The 18,522-nt window shown below is 70.5% G+C and carries 19 protein-coding genes; 11 read left to right on the top strand and 8 right to left on the bottom strand.

The window, feature by feature from the left end; translation table 11 throughout:
• Positions 1-3: 3 nt before the first annotated feature.
• Positions 4-789, bottom strand: coding sequence for an ABC transporter ATP-binding protein (locus tag VJN29_RS16555; RefSeq protein WP_324144737.1), 786 nt, complete (start codon positions 787-789; stop codon positions 4-6).
• A gap of 88 nt (positions 790-877) precedes the next feature.
• Between VJN29_RS16555 and VJN29_RS16550 the strand changes: the two genes are divergently transcribed.
• Entirely contained in the window at positions 878-1,642 is a 765-nt protein-coding gene (locus VJN29_RS16550; RefSeq protein WP_324144736.1) for a hypothetical protein, read from the top strand.
• Positions 1,643-1,649: 7 nt separating this feature from the next.
• Positions 1,650-2,381, top strand: coding sequence for a PIG-L deacetylase family protein (locus VJN29_RS16545; protein ID WP_324144735.1), 732 nt, complete (start codon positions 1,650-1,652; stop codon positions 2,379-2,381).
• On the opposite strand, the gene VJN29_RS16540 is transcribed toward VJN29_RS16545, so the two are convergent.
• Entirely contained in the window at positions 2,374-2,985 is a 612-nt protein-coding gene (locus VJN29_RS16540) for a DUF4126 domain-containing protein (RefSeq protein WP_324144734.1), read from the bottom strand. The genes VJN29_RS16545 and VJN29_RS16540 overlap by 8 nt on opposite strands.
• 104 nt (positions 2,986-3,089) lie before the next feature.
• Positions 3,090-4,292: a glycogen synthase gene (gene glgA / locus VJN29_RS16535; RefSeq protein WP_324144733.1), complete on the bottom strand. Its 1,203-nt coding sequence runs from the start codon at positions 4,290-4,292 to the stop codon at positions 3,090-3,092.
• A 160-nt stretch (positions 4,293-4,452) separates the two neighbouring features.
• Here glgA and glgC point away from each other — a divergent pair, with 160 nt between their 5' ends.
• From glgC to serB, 5 genes are all read left to right on the top strand, one after another.
• Positions 4,453-5,712, top strand: coding sequence for a glucose-1-phosphate adenylyltransferase (gene glgC / locus VJN29_RS16530; protein WP_324144732.1), 1,260 nt, complete (start codon positions 4,453-4,455; stop codon positions 5,710-5,712).
• Positions 5,709-6,890 (top strand): M20/M25/M40 family metallo-hydrolase, encoded by a 1,182-nt coding sequence (locus tag VJN29_RS16525; RefSeq protein ID WP_324144731.1) that lies wholly within the window; start codon positions 5,709-5,711, stop codon positions 6,888-6,890. The genes glgC and VJN29_RS16525 overlap by 4 nt, the downstream gene beginning before the upstream one ends.
• Entirely contained in the window at positions 6,880-8,298 is a 1,419-nt protein-coding gene (locus tag VJN29_RS16520; protein WP_324144730.1) for an aminotransferase class I/II-fold pyridoxal phosphate-dependent enzyme, read from the top strand. Before VJN29_RS16525 ends, VJN29_RS16520 begins: the two co-directional genes overlap by 11 nt.
• Before the next feature lie 122 nt (positions 8,299-8,420).
• Complete coding sequence (locus tag VJN29_RS16515; RefSeq protein WP_324144729.1) at positions 8,421-9,260, top strand: LLM class F420-dependent oxidoreductase; 840 nt, start codon at positions 8,421-8,423, stop codon at positions 9,258-9,260.
• A gap of 58 nt (positions 9,261-9,318) precedes the next feature.
• On the top strand, positions 9,319-10,548 hold the full coding sequence (gene serB / locus VJN29_RS16510) for a phosphoserine phosphatase SerB (RefSeq protein ID WP_324144728.1): 1,230 nt from the start codon (positions 9,319-9,321) through the stop codon (positions 10,546-10,548).
• A 2-nt stretch (positions 10,549-10,550) separates the two neighbouring features.
• On the opposite strand, the gene fabI is transcribed toward serB, so the two are convergent.
• Together fabI and VJN29_RS16500 are read right to left on the bottom strand one after the other, a co-directional pair.
• Complete coding sequence (gene fabI, locus VJN29_RS16505) at positions 10,551-11,312, bottom strand: enoyl-ACP reductase FabI (RefSeq protein WP_324144727.1); 762 nt, start codon at positions 11,310-11,312, stop codon at positions 10,551-10,553.
• A gap of 98 nt (positions 11,313-11,410) precedes the next feature.
• Positions 11,411-12,172: a beta-ketoacyl-ACP reductase gene (locus VJN29_RS16500; protein WP_324144726.1), complete on the bottom strand. Its 762-nt coding sequence runs from the start codon at positions 12,170-12,172 to the stop codon at positions 11,411-11,413.
• Positions 12,173-12,273: 101 nt separating this feature from the next.
• Here VJN29_RS16500 and VJN29_RS16495 point away from each other — a divergent pair, with 101 nt between their 5' ends.
• Both VJN29_RS16495 and VJN29_RS16490 read left to right on the top strand, forming a co-directional pair.
• Positions 12,274-12,564: a DUF3099 domain-containing protein gene (locus tag VJN29_RS16495; RefSeq protein WP_324144725.1), complete on the top strand. Its 291-nt coding sequence runs from the start codon at positions 12,274-12,276 to the stop codon at positions 12,562-12,564.
• Complete coding sequence (locus tag VJN29_RS16490; RefSeq protein ID WP_324144724.1) at positions 12,561-12,803, top strand: hypothetical protein; 243 nt, start codon at positions 12,561-12,563, stop codon at positions 12,801-12,803. The genes VJN29_RS16495 and VJN29_RS16490 overlap by 4 nt, the downstream gene beginning before the upstream one ends.
• 159 nt (positions 12,804-12,962) lie before the next feature.
• Here the strand turns inward: VJN29_RS16490 and moaA are convergent, their stop codons facing one another.
• Positions 12,963-14,015, bottom strand: coding sequence for a GTP 3',8-cyclase MoaA (moaA, locus tag VJN29_RS16485; RefSeq protein WP_414654403.1), 1,053 nt, complete (start codon positions 14,013-14,015; stop codon positions 12,963-12,965).
• A 32-nt stretch (positions 14,016-14,047) separates the two neighbouring features.
• Here moaA and VJN29_RS16480 point away from each other — a divergent pair, with 32 nt between their 5' ends.
• Complete coding sequence (locus VJN29_RS16480; RefSeq protein ID WP_324144723.1) at positions 14,048-14,866, top strand: SURF1 family protein; 819 nt, start codon at positions 14,048-14,050, stop codon at positions 14,864-14,866.
• Between the two features lie 82 nt (positions 14,867-14,948).
• Here VJN29_RS16480 and VJN29_RS16475 read toward each other — a convergent pair whose 3' ends face one another.
• The gene (locus VJN29_RS16475) at positions 14,949-15,452 is read right to left on the bottom strand and encodes a DinB family protein (protein WP_324144821.1); all 504 of its coding nucleotides are present in this window, start codon (positions 15,450-15,452) and stop codon (positions 14,949-14,951) included.
• A 47-nt stretch (positions 15,453-15,499) separates the two neighbouring features.
• The gene (locus tag VJN29_RS16470) at positions 15,500-17,491 is read right to left on the bottom strand and encodes an ABC transporter ATP-binding protein (protein WP_324144820.1); all 1,992 of its coding nucleotides are present in this window, start codon (positions 17,489-17,491) and stop codon (positions 15,500-15,502) included.
• Between the two features lie 519 nt (positions 17,492-18,010).
• Here VJN29_RS16470 and VJN29_RS16465 point away from each other — a divergent pair.
• Positions 18,011-18,522: hypothetical protein (locus tag VJN29_RS16465; RefSeq protein WP_324144722.1), on the top strand; the 512-nt coding region annotated here is incomplete at its 3' end.

The following is an 18,522-nucleotide window of genomic DNA, read 5'->3' as shown; positions in this document are numbered from 1 at the left end:
TGGTCACGGCCGCGCGCGGGCGGACCACCGCTCGCCGTATCGCTCGAGCACGAGGGGCAGCCCGAACGTCTGGGAGAGGTTCTCCTCGGTGAGCGTGATCGGGATCGGCCCCGCGGCCACGACCCGGCCCTGGCGGAGCAGGAGGACGTCCGTGAACGACGGTGGGATCTCCTCGACGTGGTGGGTCACGAGGACGAGGGCCGGCGCGTCCGTGTCGGCGGCGAGCTCTCCCAGCCGTCGGACGAGGTCCTCGCGCCCACCCAGGTCGAGACCGGCCGCCGGCTCGTCGAGCAGCATCAGCTCCGGATCGGTCATCAGTGCCCGGGCGATCTGGACCCGCTTGCGCTCCCCCTCGCTGAGGGTGCGGTAGTGCCGGTCCGCGAGGTGGTCGACGCCCATCGCCTTGAGCAGCTCCATGGCGCGCACGTAGTCGAGGTCGTCGTACTGCTCGCGCCATCGGCCGAGGATGCCGTAGGAGGCGGTGACCACGACGTTCCCCACCAGCTCGTCGCCCGGGATTCGCTCGGCCATCGACGAGCTCGCGAGGCCGATCCGCGGCCGCAGCTCGAAGACGTCGACTGCTCCGAGGACCTCGCCGAGGATGCCGGCCACCCCGCTCGTCGGGTGCATCCGGGCCGCCGCGATCTGCAGCAGGGTCGTCTTTCCAGCTCCGTTGGGGCCGAGGATGACCCAGCGCTCCCCCTCCTCGACGTCCCAGTTCACGTCCTCGAGCAGCATCGTGGTGCCCCGTCTGACGGACACGCCGGCCAAGGCGAGGACATCGCTCATGGCATGACCCTATGCCACCCCGTGAGGCCCTCGGAGGTCGGACAGAGCGGCTCACCGGCCCTCGGCGCGCGGCCTACGATGGCGCCTGATGTCCGAGCTCCCAGGGTCCGTGCGGCTTGCGCTGTGGGTCACGGCTGCGTGGCACGACGCGGTCTCCCTCCCAGCCGCCCTGGCCCGCTCCTTCCCCGACCTGGACCACGTGGCCGGTGATCTCGGCCGCCTCGAGGTGTGGCACGACCTCGGCGAACGGGCTCTGTTCGTCGCTCTCCCCCGACCGGGAGACATGAGCCGTATGCCGCTGTGCTCGCTCCCAGCCGCAGCGCTGGCTGCCGAGGCCGGCGAGTGCGTCTTCGTGCCGTCGCTGGGAGGCCTGCTCGTCCCGAAGCTCACGGAGTACGGCCCGTCAGGCGACACCGGGTGGCGGGTCGACTGGTCGGCCCACGACGCGCAGCCCGTGCCACGGCACCGGCTGGAGATGATCGACCTGCGCGATGTCGAGCGCACGCTGGTCAGCCGCCTCAAGGAGCACACGGACGCCTTCGAGCGGGTTGGCGGGACGCCATGGGGTGCAGCGGCCAGGGCCGAGGCCGAGACCGCGCTGGACACGCGTCCGTGGGGCCTGCCGGACGACACCCCGGGGAAGGCCCTGCGGGTCATGTCGATGGCGGCCACGGCAGCGGTGCTCGCCCGACGGGCTCGGCGGCTCACCAGCCTCGGCTCCGACGGGCTCGACCTGGGCACGAGCGCTCGACGTGAGTCGCTCGTGCGCTCTCTGGCTGCCGACGCGGACGACGCCCTTGGCGACGCCACGAACGTCGCGGTCATGAGTCTTGCGGGGTGGCGCCGGGCATAGTTGGGCCATGTCCCAACAGCACGAGCTCCAACCCTTGGACGAGTCGGCCGTCGCGCGCGTCCTGTGCGTGGCCGCACACCCCGACGACCTCGAGTACGGCACGGCTGCCGCGGTCGACAAGTGGGTCAGGGCCGGCGCGTCGGTGACCTACCTGCTCGTGACGAGGGGCGAGGCCGGCATCGACACGATGGCTCCGGAGGAGGCCGGTCCGGTTCGTGAGCAGGAGGAGCGCGACGGCGCCGAGGAGGTCGGCGTGACGGTGGTCGAGTTCCTCGACGACTTCCGCGACGGCGTGGTGGAGTACGGCATCCCGCTGCGCCGTGCGATCGCCCGCGAGATCCGTATCCGCCGACCTGACCTCATCATCGCGACGAACTTCGCCCCCTACTTCCCCGGCGGCATGGTCAACCAGGCCGACCACCGCGCGGTGGGTCTCGCCACCCTCGACGCAAGGGCCGATGCGGGCAACCGCTGGATCTATCGCGGGCTCGCCGACGAGGGCCTCGAGCCGTGGCAGGCCCAGCAGCTGTTCGTCGCCGCCGACCCGGAACCAACCCACTTCGTGGACGTCTCCGGGCACTTCGAGGCCGCGGTGGCGTCGCTGTCGGCCCACGACCGCTACCTCGAGGCGTTGGGTCCTGGCTATCCGAAGCCGCGGGACCTGCTCCAGCAGCTCTTGGGCGCCCCGGCCGAGCTGCTCGGCGTCGAGCACGCCCTGACCGGCCGCCTCATCAGCTGACCCGCACGTCCGGGTCGCCGGTTCGACGACGACGACGCCGCCATCGGAGCACGGTCCGAACCAGCACGATGAGGACGATCGCGAGCATGATGAGCGCCGCGATGACGAGGACCGGTACGAGGATCGCGATGAGGCTCAGGCCGAGCGACGCGGAGTCCTCGGCAGTCGAGACCACCGGGGTGCCCATGCCCAAGGTCCCGGCATCGACGGCGGGCCGGACGGTCAGCTTGCCGGCGTGGACCAGTCCGGAGACGACGACGCCCGTGACGACCCCGACCCAGGGGTTGTCGGCCAGCCAGGTCGACTGATCGGCCTTCTCGGCGGCGGAGGTCGCGGCGACCATGAGCCCACCCATGCTCGGCCGGATGAAGGTCTGGACGGCATCGTTGATCGTGTCGACGGCGGGGATCTTGTCGAGGACGATCTCGGCGAGCAGCAGCACCGAACCGATACCGATCGCCCAGCCGCTCTCGATCCACGTCAGGTTCGTCGGCAGGGTGATGATGTCGGTGAACCGTGCGCCGAGGGCGACGACGAGGAACGGGATGTAGGCGTTCAGTCCTGCCGCCGCGGACAGACCCATCCCGGTCAGCACTTCGAGCATCGGTGACCTCCCTGGGGTCCTTGCGTCCCTGGCGTCCCTGGAGTCCTTGGTGTCGCGGGAGCGAGCGGGTGTCGGGACTCAGCCCAGCGGCATACGGAATGGTGTCACGTGCCGAGGACCGTGCGGTACACGTCGAGGGTGCGGTCTCCGATGGACGCCCAGGAGAACGACTCGACGGCGCGGTCACGCCCAGCGAGACCGCGCCGTCGCGCCCGGTCGGGGTCAGACACCGCGTCGGTCAGCGCGGCCGCGACGTCGGCGACGAAGCGGTCCGGATCCACGGGCGTGCCCGTGCCGTCCTGGACCTGCTCGATCGGCACGAGCCAGCCGGTCTCGCCATCGACGACGACCTCAGGAATGCCGCCCGTGGCCGTCGCGACGACGGGCAGCTCACACGCCATCGCCTCGAGGTTGACGATCCCCAGCGGCTCGTAGACCGAGGGACAGGCGAAGACGGTGCCGTGCGAGAGCAGGGCGATCACCTCCTCACGAGGGAGCATCTCGGCGATCCACACGACGCCCTCGCGCTGTGCCCGCAGGCCTTCCATGAGGCCCTCGACCTCGGCCATGATCTCCGGCGTGTCGGGCGCCCCGGCGCAGAGGACGAGCTGGATGTCGGGTGGCAGCTCGGCACACGCGCGCAGCAGGTAGGGCAGGCCCTTCTGGCGGGTGATCCGGCCGACGAAGACGATCGACGGCCGGTCCGGGTCCACGCCGTGGCGCTCGACGACGGCTCGTGCCTGGGCAGACCGGTCCGCCTGCCAGAGCCGCGAGTCGATCCCGTTGTGCACGACATGAACTCGGCCGGGGTCCAGCGAGGGGTAGCTCTTGAGGATGTCCTCGCGCATCCCGTCGCTGACAGCCACGACGGCCGCGGCCGACTCGTAGGCGGTGCGCTCAGCCCACGAGGAGACCCGGTAGCCACCGCCGAGCTGCTCGGCCTTCCATGGCCGCAGCGGCTCGAGGGAATGGGCCGTCACGACGTGCGGCATGCCGCCGAGGAGCGAGGCGAGGTGGCCCGCCAGGTTGGCGTACCACGTGTGCGAGTGCACCAGGTGAGCCCCGACACAGTCACCGGCCATCGCCAGGTCGACCCCGAGCGTCTGGATCGCGGCGTTGGCGTCGGCAAGCTCGGTCAGGTCGCCGTAGGCCTGCGTTGCCGGCTCGTCACGGGGAGCCCCGAAGCACCGGACCTGAACCTCGAGGCCACCCCGGGCCCGCAGGGCCCGGACCAGCTCGGCGACGTGGACGCCTGCTCCCCCGTAGATCGCCGGGGGGTACTCCTTGCTCAGGATGTCGACGCGCACGCGTCGAGCCTAGCCGCGAACGCGTCTGGTACCCGGCTGAAACGGACCGGCCCCGCGGAGCCAGCCCGGCGGCACACGGAATGCATTGGTGGTCGGACGGGACGCGCCCTGCTTCGGGACAAACCTCCCCCCACGTCGTGGCGCCACCTAGGGTGAGGTCATGGCGCGACGAAGCCCGAACTCCAACCGCAAGGTCCTCGCGATCGTCCTGGCCGGAGGAGAGGGCAAACGGCTCATGCCCCTCACCGCTGACCGAGCCAAGCCGGCGGTCCCGTTCGCGGGGATCTATCGGCTCATCGACTTCGCCCTGTCCAATGTCGTCAACTCCGGCTACCTCCAGATCGTCGTCCTCACGCAGTACAAGTCGCACAGCCTTGACGCGCACGTCACCAAGACGTGGCGCATGTCCACCCTCCTGGGCAACTACGTGACGACCGTGCCGGCCCAGCAACGCGTCGACAAGAACTGGTTCCTCGGTAGCGCGGACGCCATCTACCAGAGCCTCAACCTCATCGACGACGCGAAGCCGGAGATCGTCGTCGTTGTCGGCGCGGACCACGTCTATCGCATGGACTTCAGCCACATGGTCGAGCAGCACATCGAGTCCGGCGCCGGGTGCACCGTCGCGGCGATTCGACAGCCGATCTCGCTGGCCGACCAGTTCGGGGTCATCGAGGTGGACGACAGCGACCCGACCAGGATCGCCGCTTTCCTCGAGAAGCCCACGGAGACCAAGGGACTGCCGGACAGCCCCAACGAGATCCTCGCGTCGATGGGCAACTACGTCTTCACCGTCGATGCGCTGATCGATGCGGTGACGCGCGACCGCGACAACGACGAGAGCAAGCACGACATGGGCGGCAACATCGTGCCCGACTTCGTCTCTCGCGGTGACGCTGCGGTCTACGACTTCAAGGACACGCCGGTGCCCGGCGCGACGGACCGCGATCGTGGCTACTGGCGCGACGTCGGCACGATCGAGTCCTACTACGACGCCCACATGGACCTCGTGTCGATCCACCCGGTGTTCAACCTCTACAACTACGAGTGGCCGATCTACACGCAGCACCAGGGCTATCCGCCGGCGAAGTTCGTCCACGGGAGCGGCGACCGCATCGGTGAGGCCCTCAACTCGGCCGTGTCTCCCGGGGTCGTCGTGTCCGGCGCCCACATCTACGCGTCGGTGCTGTCGCCGCTCGTCCGTGTCCACTCGTACGCGAGCGTCCAGGGCTCGGTCATCCTCGACGGCGTGCAGGTGCACCGCCACGCACAGATCCGGCGCGCGATCATCGACAAGAACGTCGTGGTGCCAGAGGGCGCGCAGATCGGCCTCGACCACGACCACGACGTGGCCCGCGGCTTCCACGTCACCGACACCGGGATCGTCGTCATCGGGAAGGGCCAGGCCGTCCCCCGGTGAGCCAGTCGGCCGCACGCGAGCTGGACGAGCAGGCCGTCGAGCTGCTCGGAGAGCTCGTGGCCATCGACTCCGTCAACCCGGGCCTCGTGGCAGGGGCACGCGGCGAGGCGCCCATCGTCGCGCACCTGCGGCTACGCCTCGAGCGGGCCGGGTTCTCCACGCTGGTCGTGACACCCGATGGCCATCCGGACCGGCCGAGCCTGCTCGCCTGGCACACGGGTTCGGCGCCGGGTCCCTGTCTCCTGCTCAACGGCCACGTCGACACCGTCGGGGTGGCCGGGATGGCCGAGCCGTTCAGCCCGCGGATCGACGGTGACCGCCTCTTCGGCCGCGGCGCGGCAGACATGAAGGGCGGGGTGGCCGGGGTCGTCGTCGCCGCCGAGGAGCTTGCCCGGCGTGGGAGCGGCTCGGTGGTGCTCGCTCTCGTGGCGGACGAGGAGGACCGGAGCCTCGGCACCGAGACCGTCCTCGCACGGCTGGGGGCCACCGATCTTCGGCCCGACCTGGCACTCGTCGCCGAGCCGAGTCACCTCGACCTCACCGTGAGCCTCCGGGGGTTCGCCGTCGTCGAGGTCGAGCTCGCGGGACGCGCCGTCCACACGTCGCAGGCGGACGAGGGGGTCGACGCGGTGGCGCAGCTGGGACGTTTCCTGGCCGCCGTCGCGGCCGCACGGGAGCCGGTCCGGGCCAGGGGTGGTGAGCTCCTCGTCAGCGTGGTCCGCGGTGGCCGTGCACCCTTCACCGTCGCGGACCGGGCCTCGGCGACCGTCGAGCGCCGGACCGCTCCTGGGGAGGCGACTGGTGTGGCGCTCGATGAGGTCGAGGCGCTCCTGGCCCGGATGCGCGAGGAGGACCCGACGGTCACGGCCACCGCGCGGCTGGTCGTCGCCCGGGAGTCGTGGCAGCTGCAGCCAGCGGGCCCGGCGCGGACCTTTGCGACCGCCCTCGCCGCACGGCTCAGCACGGTACCGGGCCGGACCGGCGCCCCCTTCGAAGCGCCCTACTGGATGGAGGCCCCGCTCTTCGAGGAGAGCGGGATCCCGGCTCTCGTCTGTGGACCGTCAGGGGGCGGGCTGCACTCGGTCGACGAGTGGGTCGACCTGCGCCAGGTACGCCTCTTTCCCGAGGCCATCGTCACGGCCGTCGGGTCCCTCGCCGAGCGGCTCGATGCCGACTGACCCGCGGGGGCTGCGTGGCGACGCACCCCTCCTCGACGCGTGGCTGCGCTTCCAGGAGCAGCCGCCCGCGCCCTTCACGATTCCCGGGCACAAGCACCGGACCGACCTCGTGGGCGACGTCGTGGCCGGGGACATCCCGCTCTACGGCGGCCTCGACACGGTGAAGCTGACAGGCGGCGTCCTCGCCGACGCGGAGGCGCGGGCCGCCGCCCTGTGGGGCGCCGACGTCTGCCGCTTCTCGGTCGGCGGGTCCACCCACGCGAACCAGGCGCTGGCCCTGGCCATCGGGTCGGACGGCGACCGGGTCCTCGTCGGACGCACGCTCCACCGATCGGTGCTCCTCGGTCTCGTCCTCGCCGGCCTCGAGCCGGTCTGGCTCCGACCGGACCTCGACGCAGGCACCGGTCTGCCCCTCGGCGTGAGCCCCGCCGCCGTCGAGGACGGCTTCCGCCGGGCACCGGACGCGGTCGCCGTCCTCGTCGGGGACCCGGCCTACGTCGGGACGGTCGGCGACGTCGCGCGGCTGGCCGAGGTGGCGCACCGACACGGTGTGCCGCTCGTCGTCGACGCTGCCTGGGCGGCCCACTTCGGCTTCCATCCCGACCTTCCCCAGCACGCCCTCGCCCTCGGCGCCGACGCACTCGTGACGTCCGCACACAAGACGCTGCCAGCGTGGTCGCAGGCGGCCTACCTGCTGGCCCGGACCGACCGGATCGACCCGGCGCGGCTCGACGCGGCAGTCGAGGCAACCCACACGACGAGCCCGGCCGGTGCCATCCTGGCCAGCGCCGACGCGGCACGGGCCCTGCTCGCCCGGGACGGTGCCGCGCTGCTCGGGGAGCTCGTCGGCCGCGTTGCCCGCACCAGGTCCAGGCTCTCCGAGATCCCGGGCCTCGTGGTCCTCGACGGGCCCCACGTCGATCCCGCAAAGGTGACGCTCGTGCTCGGCGGCACCGGGGCGGATGGCATCCAGGTCGAGCAGGACCTCATCGCGCAGGGCCTCCCGGTCGAGATGGCCGACCGAGACACGATCGTCGCGCTCGTCACCCTGGCCGACGACGACCTGACTGTCGGCCGGCTCGGCGACGCCCTCGCTGAAGCCCTGGAGCGCCACCGTGCTGAGCCACGCGCCGTCGTCCCTGCCGCCGCCTGGAACGTCGACCCGATCGTCGTGACGACGCCCCGCACCGCGTTCTTCGCACCGCACGAGTCGGTCCCCACGGCCGCTGCCATCGGACGGACGTGCGCTGAGCTCGTGGCGCCCTACCCGCCGGGAGTCCCGGTCCTCGCGCCCGGCGAGCAGGTCACGACAGCAGCGGTGGAGGCAGTGAGGACGGCCCAGGGGCATGGAACCCGCGTCGCCTATGCCGCCGATCCAACCCTGATGACCCTTCGCGTCCTGTCCTGAGCACCTGCCGTCCAGGGCAATCTCTGTCCCGGTGCTGCGAGGATGGCGACCTGACCACCGGCGGTCCGCACGATCCGCGTGGAGCCAGCCATGCGGCATACGACCTCATCCGTGGAGGAAGCATGAGCGAGACGGCACCGATCAGCGCGACGGACCCGAGGCCGGCGCGGGTCGGATTCCAGATCCCGCCGCAGCATGCCACGTGGGCGCAGATCCGTTCTCTGGCAGGCACGCTCGAGGAGCTCGGGACCGACATCCTCTTCACGTGGGACCACTTCTTCCCGCTGAGTGGTGACCGGGACGGGGCCCACTTCGAGGCGTGGACGATTCTCGCCGCGTGGGCGGAGGTGACCGAGCGGGTCGAGATCGGCTGCCTCGTCACGGGCAACTCCTACCGCAACCCCAACCTGCTGGCCGACATGGCGCGGACCGTCGACCACGTGAGCGGTGGACGGCTCATCCTCGGGATCGGGTCGGGATGGGCACGGCGTGACTACGACGAGTACGGCTACGCGTTCGGGACCGCGGGGAGCCGTCTCGACGACCTCGCCAAGGACCTGCCCGTCATCCGTCGGCGCTGGGAGCGGCTCAACCCGAAGCCGACGCGTGGCATCCCCATCCTCATCGGTGGCGGGGGTGAGCGGAAGACCCTGCGCCTCGTCGCCGAGCACGCGACGATCTGGCACGGCTTCGGCGACGACCACGTCATCGCACACAAGCACCGAGTGCTCGACGAGTGGTGCCGGCGTCGCGGACGCGACCCACTGGAGATCGAGCGTTCAGCCGGCGTGGCCTTCGTCCCTGGGCGCAACCCGGACCAGCGGGCCGACTACGCGGGCAACGCGCAGCGGCTGCATGACGTCGGCACCCGCCTGTTCACGGCCGGCATCTCCGCGGCCCATCCGGACCTCGGGCGGGCCCGGGACCTGTTGCAGTGGCGGGACGAGACGAACGCGGTGTGATCGGTCGCATGCCGGATCGATGCGTCGCCCCTCAACACGGCTGGTTAGCCTTTCGAGAGTGACGAGCGAGCACGCCCAGACCCTGAGCCTGACCCTGACCGGCGAGGACCGACCGGGTGTGACCAGCACGATCCTCGGAGCCATCAGCGCAACGGGCGCCGAGGTGCTCGACATCCAGCAGGTTGCCGTGCACGGACACCTCACGCTGGCGGTGCTCCTCGACCCCGGCGACCACTCCGACGAGCTGCGCGACGCCGCTGCCGTGGCGGCGCACCGGCTCGGGTTGTCGCTGACCGTGCTCGAGGGCAGCGGGGACAACGGGCGACCGCGGCAGGGCCGCGCCGCCGTCGTGGTGCTCGGCGCGCCCCTGCTCGCCGACGCCGTGGCCCTCGTCACGGCGCAGATCGCGAACCACGGCGCGAACATCGACCGGATCCGGCGGCTGTCGCGCTACCCCGTGACGACGGTCGAGTTCGACATCAGCGGCGCCTTCGTGCCCTCGCTCCGCAACGAGCTGGCCCTCGTGGCAGCGTCGTCGGGGATCGACATCGCCGTCGCCCCGGGCGGCCTCGCGCGGCGCGGACGCCGCCTCGTGGTCCTCGACGTGGACTCGACGCTGATCCAGCAGGAGGTCATCGAGATGCTCGCCGCCCACTGCGGGCGCGAGGAGGAGGTGGCTGCCGTGACCGCGCGCGCCATGGCCGGCGAGCTCGACTTCGAGCAGTCGCTGCGGGCTCGGGTGGCCACTCTGGCGGGGCTTCCGGAGTCGGTGCTCGCCGAGGTGAGCCAGGACATCGTCCTGACACCGGGAGCCCGCACCCTGGTCCGGACCCTCAAGCGCCTCGGGTTCACGGTCGGCCTCGTCAGCGGTGGCTTCATCGAGATCGTCGGCGGGCTGGCGGCCGAGCTCGGCATCCACCATGCCCGGGCGAACCGGCTCGAGATCCGCGACGGAGTGCTGACAGGTGCCCTCGTGGGCGTGGTCGTCGACCGGGCCGGCAAGGCGGCCGCCCTCCGCGAGTTCGCAGAGCTGGAGGGGCTGCCGCTGAGCCGGACGGTGGCGATCGGGGACGGTGCGAACGACCTCGACATGCTCCACATCGCGGGCCTGGGCGTCGCCTTCAACGCCAAGCCGCTCGTTCGCGAGCAGGCGCACACCAGCGTCAACGTGCCCTATCTCGACTCGGTGCTCTACCTGCTCGGCATCACGCGCGAGGAGATCGAGGAGGCGGACCTCAGCGACGGAACGCCGACCGCCGCTCCCCCAGTGCCGGGAGTCCGAGCCTGAGGCTACTGACCCATGGCGTGGACGCCGCCGTCGACGTGGACGATCTCGCCCGTCGTCGCGGGGAACCAGTCCGACAGGAGCGCGGCACACGCCTGCGCGGCGGGCACGGGGTCGTTGACGTCCCAACCCAGCGGCGCCCGCTCGTCCCACACCTGCTCGAACTGCTCGAAACCCGGGATCGACTTGGCCGCCGTGGTGCGGATCGGCCCGGCAGCCACGAGGTTGCACCGGACATGCTTGGGGCCGAGGTCACGCGCGAGGTAACGGTTCGTCGACTCGAACGCGGCCTTCGCCACGCCCATCCAGTCGTAGACCGGCCACGCGAACTTCGCGTCGAAGGTCAGGCCGACGACGCTGCCGCCATCGGCCATGAGCGGAAGCGCCGCCACTGACAGCGACTTGAGGCTGTAGGCCGAGATCTGCAGCGCCGTGGACACGTCCTCCCACGAGCCCTCCAGGAAGTTGAAGGCGCCCTGGGGCGCAAAGCCGATGGAGTGCAGCACCCCGTCGAGCCGCTCCACGTGCTGGCGCAGCCGGTCCGCGAGCGTGTCGAGGTGCTCCTGGTCGGCGACGTCGAGCTCGATCACCTCGGGTGTCGTGGGCAGCCGCTTGGCGATGGCCTGGGTGATCTTCATGGTCCGCCCGAAGGAGGTCAGGACGACCTCGGCGCCCTCCTCCTGGGCGATCTTCGCGACGTGGAACGCGATGGAGCTGTCCATCAGGACACCGGTGACCAGGAGCTTCTTGCCTTCGAGGATTCCCATGTCTTCTCGTGACTTTCTCGTGTGGGAGGCGGCGTTCGAGCGGAAGCGAGCTGAGCGGCATACGGGAAAACGCTGGTGTCGTATGCCGCTGGGCTGGGTCAGTGCCCCATGCCGAGTCCCCCGTCGACGGGGATGACCGCACCGCTGATGTAGGCCGCCTCGTCGCTCGCGATGAAGCGGACGACCGAGGCCACCTCCTCAGGGGTGGCGAAGCGGCCGGCCGGGATGCTCGCCAGGTAGGCCTTCTTCTGCTCCTCGGGCAGGACGTCGGTCATCTCGGTGTCGATGAAGCCGGGTGCGACCACGTTGGCCGTGATGCCACGACCGCCGAGCTCGCGGGTGATCGAACGGGCGAGGCCGACGAGGCCCGACTTCGACGCCGCGTAGTTGGTCTGGCCCGGGGAGCCGTAGAGCCCGACGACGCTCGAGATGAGGATGATCCGGCCCTTGCGCTTGCGAATCATCCCGGTGGCTGCGCGGCGCGCACAGCGGAAGGCGCCGGCGAGGTTGGTGTCGATGACGGTGTCGAAGTCCTCATCGCTCATCCGCATGAGCAGCGTGTCGCGGGTGATGCCGGCATTGGCCACGAGAACCTCGACCGGGCCCCCGAAGATCTCCTCGGCGGCCGTGAAGGCCTGGTCGACGGACTCCGTGTCGGTCACCTCGCAGGTGACACCCCCGAGGCCCTCTGGTGGCTTCCCGGAGCGGTGCGTGATGACGACGTTGTCACCGGCCGCCTGGAAGGCGCGGGCGATGGCGAGGCCGATCCCTCGGTTGCCTCCCGTGACGAGCACGTTGCGCGGCTCGGTGTCTGCCACCTGGTGTCTCCTTCCGGGGCGTGGACGCGCCCGATCCGGCATCTCGGGGTCAAGCCCCGAACCTAGTGGACTACCGACGGGTACGCCGAAGCCGTCCCCGGGGCGCCGGGTTCATCCGCTCGTGCCGGGCTTATGGTGGATGGGTGGGAGAAGGCAAGCAGCGACCCGTGGTGCACACCGTCACCTCGGCACCGACCTCGCCCGCGGATGACCAGAGCCAACGCATCCGGCGGTACCTGACGATGATGGGCATCCGTGTCGCCTGCTTCGGCCTCGTCTTCGTCCTCCACGGCTGGATGCGCTGGGTCGCCATCATCGGAGCCGTCGTGCTGCCGTACTTCGCCGTCGTCACGGCCAACGCCGTGCGCCCGAGCCAATCCGGGTCGATCCAGCCGGTGACGCCCCAGCCGGACCGCAACCGGCTCGAGCAGTGACGGAGCCGCTCGCCGGTCCCGTTCCGAGGACCCAGGACCACGTGTGCAGCGCGAAGGGCTGCCGTGCCCCTGCCCGGCATGCCGTCGTCTGGCGCAACCCGAAGCTGCACGTGGAAGGGCGGCGCAAGGTGTGGCTCGCCTGCGACCAGCACCAGCAGTCGCTGGCGGACTTCGTCGGCCTGCGGGGCTTCCTCATCGAGGTGATCCCCGTCGGCGCGCTGACCGACGCGGACGGCTGAGCCGGGCGGACGGGGACCGGGGTCCGCAGCGGGCGGGCCACGTGCCGGGAACTCCGCCAGACGGGGACCGGGGTCCGCAGCGGGCGCGTCATGTGCCGGGAACTCCGCCAGACGGGGACCGGGGTCCGCAGCGGGCGGGCCACGTCGACGAGTCTTGGCTCAGCCGCCGATCGCGGACATGGGACGGTCCGGCTGGACGAAGTCCGGCGCGCCGATCCCGTGCCCACGTCGCTTGCGCCACATCTCCCCGCGCATGAGGTCGAGCAGCTCGTCGTCGGTGGCGCCCTCGCGCATTGGGGTGCGCAGATCCGTCTCCGTGCGGGAGAAGAGGCAGTTGCGCACCTGGCCGTCGGCAGTCAGCCGGGTCCGGTCGCAGGCCGCACAGAAGGGGGCGGTCACGCTGGCGATGATGCCCACCGTCTCCGGACCGCCATCCACGAGGAACCGCTCCGCCGGGGCGCTGCCCCGCTCCTCCGCGGGCAATGCGGTGAGGGTGAAGCGGTCGGACAACCTCGCTCGGATCTCGTCCGCGGTCACCATGTCGCGGCGGTCCCACGCATGCTGGGCATCGAGCGGCATCTGCTCGATGAAGCGCAGCTCGTAACCACGGTCCAGGCACCACTGCAGGACGTCTGCCACGGTGTCGTCGTTGACGCCTCGCATGGCGACGGCGTTGACCTTGACCGGGGTGAGGCCGGCATCCGCCGCAGCCTTGAGTCCGTGCTCGACGTCGGCGATCCGGTCCCGTCGCGTGAGCCGCGTGAAGGTCTCGGAGTCGATCGTGTCGAGGCTGACGTTGACCCGGTCCAGGCCTGCGCTCGCGAGGCCCTGGGCGACACGCTCGAGGCCGACGCCGTTCGTCGTCATCGCGATCCGCGGGCGCGGCTCGAGCGCAGCGATGCCGGCCACGATCTCGACGAGGGACCTGCGCAGCAGCGGCTCTCCACCGGTGAGGCGCACCTGGGTGACGCCGTCACGGACGAAGAGCCCGATGAGCCGGAGCATCTCCTCGTCGGTCAGCATCTCCGCCTTTGGCATCCAGGGCAGACCCTCGGCGGGCATGCAGTAGGTGCAGCGCAGGTTGCAGCGGTCGGTCACCGAGACGCGTAGGTCTCGGGCCACGCGGCCGAACTGGTCCCGCAGACCGGTCTGGCCGACCGGCCGGCTCATCGCGTCGGCGGGCCGGACGGTGGGATCCGGAAGGCGCGTCATGACCACTACTCTAAGCCGGGTAGCGTCATGGTGTGCTCCGGCTCTGGCTCACTCGGCGATGGCTGCTCGTCACCGTCGCCGCCATCCTCTTCGGTGTGGCGTGCTGGATGCTCGGCTCATGGCAGTGGGGCCGACACGTCGAGCAGCGCACCAAGGTCACGGCCATCGAACAGAACTACGAAGCCGACCCAGCGCCGATCGCGACCGTCCTGGCGCACGGGGGCGGGGCCGACAGGAGCGGGGAGTGGCTCACGCCGGAGCAGCAGTGGACCCGGGTGACCTTGCAGGGCTCCTACCGACCCGGCCCCGACCTCATGGTTCGCAACCGCACCAAGGACCAGACCGTCGGCTTTGAGGTCCTCACGCCGTTCGTCACGGACGGGCTGACCATCCTCGTCGATCGGGGCTGGGTACCCAATGCCCGGGACGCCGAGAGCACTCCCTCGGCCGACCCACCGCCGTCGGGCCCGATCGAGGTGGTCGGGTGGCTACGGAGCGGTGAGCCCGACCTGGGCCGCGACCTACCCGCCCCCCAGCTGGCGAGCATCAGCATCTCGGACGCACGGGCGCGGGTTCCTGAGCTGAGCGACGTAGGCGCCTACGTGGTGCTCGGCTCGCAGACGCCGCCCGCGCCGGCGGGTGAGCACCCGGTCGTACCGCTGCCGCGCCCCGACGAGGGTCTCGGTCCCCATCAGGCCTACGCCATCCAGTGGTGGCTGACGATGCCGGCGGGGCTGGTCTTCGTGTGGTTCGCGATCCGGCGGCAGGCGATCCAGTCGGCCGAGGACTCCCGGCAGGAGGCGACCGCGAGGCCGAAGAAGGTGCGGATCTGGGACGAGGAGGACGCCTGACGCGTCGCCCGCTCGAGGCGCCCGTCTGGCCAGGTGTGGGCTTGGTGTGGGCTGGTGTGGGCTGGTGTGGGCTTGGGGCGGGCTAGATATGTGGGCCAGCGCCCGTTCGCCTGGCCGCGAGGACCTGCTCCCGGAGGATGTCCGCGTGTCCGCAGTGCTGCGCCAGCTCCCCGATCATGTGGAGGTAGACCCAGCGCAGCGGCAGGGGGCCGCGGCGGTTGCCCGTGATGATGTCCTCCAGCGCGAGTGTGGCCGTGGCCTCGCGGGAGGCGGCACACGCGCGCTGGTGCGAGGCCCGGATGGTCTCGATCGTGTCCTCCGGATCCAGGATGAACGACGCGTCCGGACTTGCCGGAATCCCGATCTCCGAGCGAGACCGCCTCGTGATCGCCTCGTCGAACCACACCCCCTCGACGAAGGTCGCGTGCTTGACCAGTCCGAGCAGCGTCGTCCTCGACGGCACGAGCGAGCGGCGGGCCTCCTCCTCGGTCAGCCCGTCCAAGCACCTGTTGAGCGCTGCGCGGTGCTCGTCGAGGAACATCTCGAGCTGGGGCCGGATGGGCGCATGGAACGCCTCCGGTGTCATGCTGCGCGGATCGTTCGACACCCGGGCAGCATAGGCACGCTGGGCGGTCAGGACAGCCGTGGCCCTGCGGGCAGCCCCACGGACTCCGCTCCCACGGACTCCGCCGCGAGCGACTCTGCTGCGAGCGACTCTGCTGCCACGGCCTCCGCCTCGACGGACTCCGTGGACGGGCTTGCGGCAGGTGGCGGCGAGTCCGCGAACTGCGTGGCGTGGAGCTGCGCGTAAAGCCCTCCGGCGGCGAGCAGGTCGGCATGACGACCGGTCTCGACGATGCGACCGTGGTCCATCACGACGATGAGGTCCGCCTGGCGGATCGTCGAGAGTCGGTGTGCGATGACGACCGACGTGCGACCGGCGAGCGCGGCATCGAGGGCGCGCTGAACCGCCACCTCGGACTCGGAGTCGAGGTGCGCCGTGGCCTCGTCGAGGACGACGATGTCGGGCGCCTTGAGCAGCAACCGGGCGATCGCCAGGCGCTGCTTCTCACCCCCACTGAGCCGGTGACCACGGTCTCCCACAACGGTGTCGAGGCCCTCGGGCAGGTCGTCGACGAGGTCGCTGATCTGTGCCGCCCGCAGGGTGGCTGCCATGTCCTCCTCGGTGGCATCGGGTCGGGCATAGAGCAGGTTGGCCCGGATCGTGTCATGGAACAGGTGGGCCTCCTGCGTGACGACGCCGAGGCGGTCCCGCAATGACGACAGGGTCACGTCGCGCAGGTCGAGTCCACCGACGCGGACGACCCCGGAGGTGGGGTCGTAGAGGCGCGCCACAAGTGAGGTCAAGGTCGTCTTGCCGGCACCCGAGGGACCAACGAGGGCGACGAGCTGGCCCGGCTCGACCGTGAGGTTCACGCCATGGAGCACCTCTCCACCGGCGCGACGATCACCACTCGCCGTCGCCTCGAGAGAGGCCAGCGACACCTCGTCAGCCGATGGATACCGGAAGGACACGTCGTCGAGCTCGACGCCCAGCGGCTCGTCGGGCAGCGGAACGGCCCCCGGGTGCTCGTCGACGAGCGGCTTGAGGTCGAGTACCTCGAAGACGCGCTCGAACGAGATGAGCGCAGTCATGATGTCGACCCGGACGTTCGACAGTGACGTCAGCGGCCCGTAGAGCCGGGCGAGCAGGGCGGTCAGGGCCAGGAGCGTCCCGACCGTGAGCGTCCCGTTGACGGCCATGACGCCGCCGAAGCCGTAGACCATCGCCGTCGCCATCGCAGCGACAAGGGTGAGCGCCGCCATGAAGACAGTGCGGTTGATCGCGATCTGGATGCCGATGTCGCGGACTCGGCCGGCCCGCTCGTCGTACTCCGTCTCCTCCCGCCTGGGGTCGCCGAAGAGCTTCACCAGGAGCGCGCCGGCGACGTTGAAGCGCTCCGTCATCCGAGTGCCCATGTCGGCGTTGAGCGACATCTGGCGAGAAGCGAGCTCCGCGAGGCGTCGGCCCATGAGCTTGGCCGGGAAGAGGAAGAGCGGGACCAGGAGGAGCGAACCCAGAGTCAGCTGCCACGACAACGCGAGCATGGCGCCGATGACGAGCACGACGGACACGATGTTGCTGACGACGTTGGACAGCACTGACGTGAAGGCCTGCTGCGCACCGATCACGTCATTGTTGAGTCGCGACACCAGCGAGCCGGTCTGGGCCCGCGTGAAGAAGGCGATGGGCTGGCGCAGCACGTGGGAGAAGACCTCGGTGCGCAGGTCCTTGATGAGCCCCTCGCCGATCCGCGCCGAGAACCAGCGCTGGACGACGCTGAACAGCGCGTCGAACAGGGCTATCCCCGCGACGATCAGGGACAGCCGGACGACGACGGTGGAGTCCTTGGGGATGACGCCGTCGTCAACGAGCGCCTTGAGCAGGAGCGGCACGGTGACGACGAGGACTGAGTCGACGATCACGACGCCGAGGAAGGCGATGATCCACGAGCGGTACGGAGCCGCATAGGACAGGACCCGCCGGCGAGTGCCCGGGGCAAGGGTGCGGTCGGTGACGCTGCGGTCGCGCGAGAGCGATCGCATCATCATCCACGGCTGCATCCCCAAGGCGGGCCCTCCTTCGTCCTCCGATCAAACCGCATGCCGGGGACAACGATTCCCGCCAGATGTCTCTCAGGCTGTCAAGGGGACCTGGCGCACTGTCCGGAGGACGCCCCATCCAGACACGGAAGCCGGCTGCACGACCTCGACCCGAAGCACCCGCAGGCACGCGAGACAGGACCACGCGTGAAGTGGGTCCGGCCAAGGGGTCAGGTCGTCACCCCCGCAGTACGGGCAGGTGAGGCGATGCGTCGGCATGCGTTCCAGTGTCGCCAGCAGGCCTTGCACCTGCAATAACCAACCATTATATGGACGATCACATAGGCTTATATGACCTTTCGCCGCCGTGATGCGGTCCTTGCGGTCGTCCCCTGGAAGGTCCTCAAAGCTCTCGGGTAGGCCTTTCTCGAGGGGCTGGGGATATCCGCCGGGCCCATTTTCGCGATTGTGGTTCGGTGGGATCGTCCGGAGATGCCGGCGAGTCGGTTGGCGATCTCGTCCGAGAGGTCAGGGGAGACCATGGAAGCGCAGCGGCTGATCGAGGCGGAGGGCCTCGTTGGTGCGCTCGAGCTCGCCGTCGAGATTGTGCAGAAGCTGGCGTCCCGGTTCCCGACGTGGTCGTTGTCCGAGGCCAAAGTGAGTGCGGGTGTGGCCGCGGCCCAACGGCTGGGCCAGCTGAGCCAGACGCTGACCGCGGTCCTGGCCAGGGAGGCCGACTCGCGGGCGCTGGGCGCCGAGGACGGCCTGTCCCGGGTGGACTGGCTCAAGGCGCAGGCGCCCGCGCTCGGGTGTGGTCAAGCAACGTCCCTGGCGCTGATGGGCGGGGCGATGAACGACCCGCGGTGGCAGGCCTTGAGTGACAAGGTGGCCAGCGGGGAGGTGTCCGTGGCGCAGGCCGCGGTGGTCCTGCGCCTGCACAAGGACGTCGTCCGCATCGCCGACCCGGGGCAGCTCGACGGGATCATCGACACCATCGTGGAGAACATCGAGCACCTGAGCGTCACGGAGCTGAACCGGGTCGCGGCACATGC

The organism is Intrasporangium sp., from assembly GCF_035280925.1.
Lineage (GTDB): Bacteria > Actinomycetota > Actinomycetes > Actinomycetales > Dermatophilaceae > Intrasporangium.
Note: the sequence above shows the minus strand (reverse complement) of the source record. Positions and strands in the feature narration are given on the sequence as shown.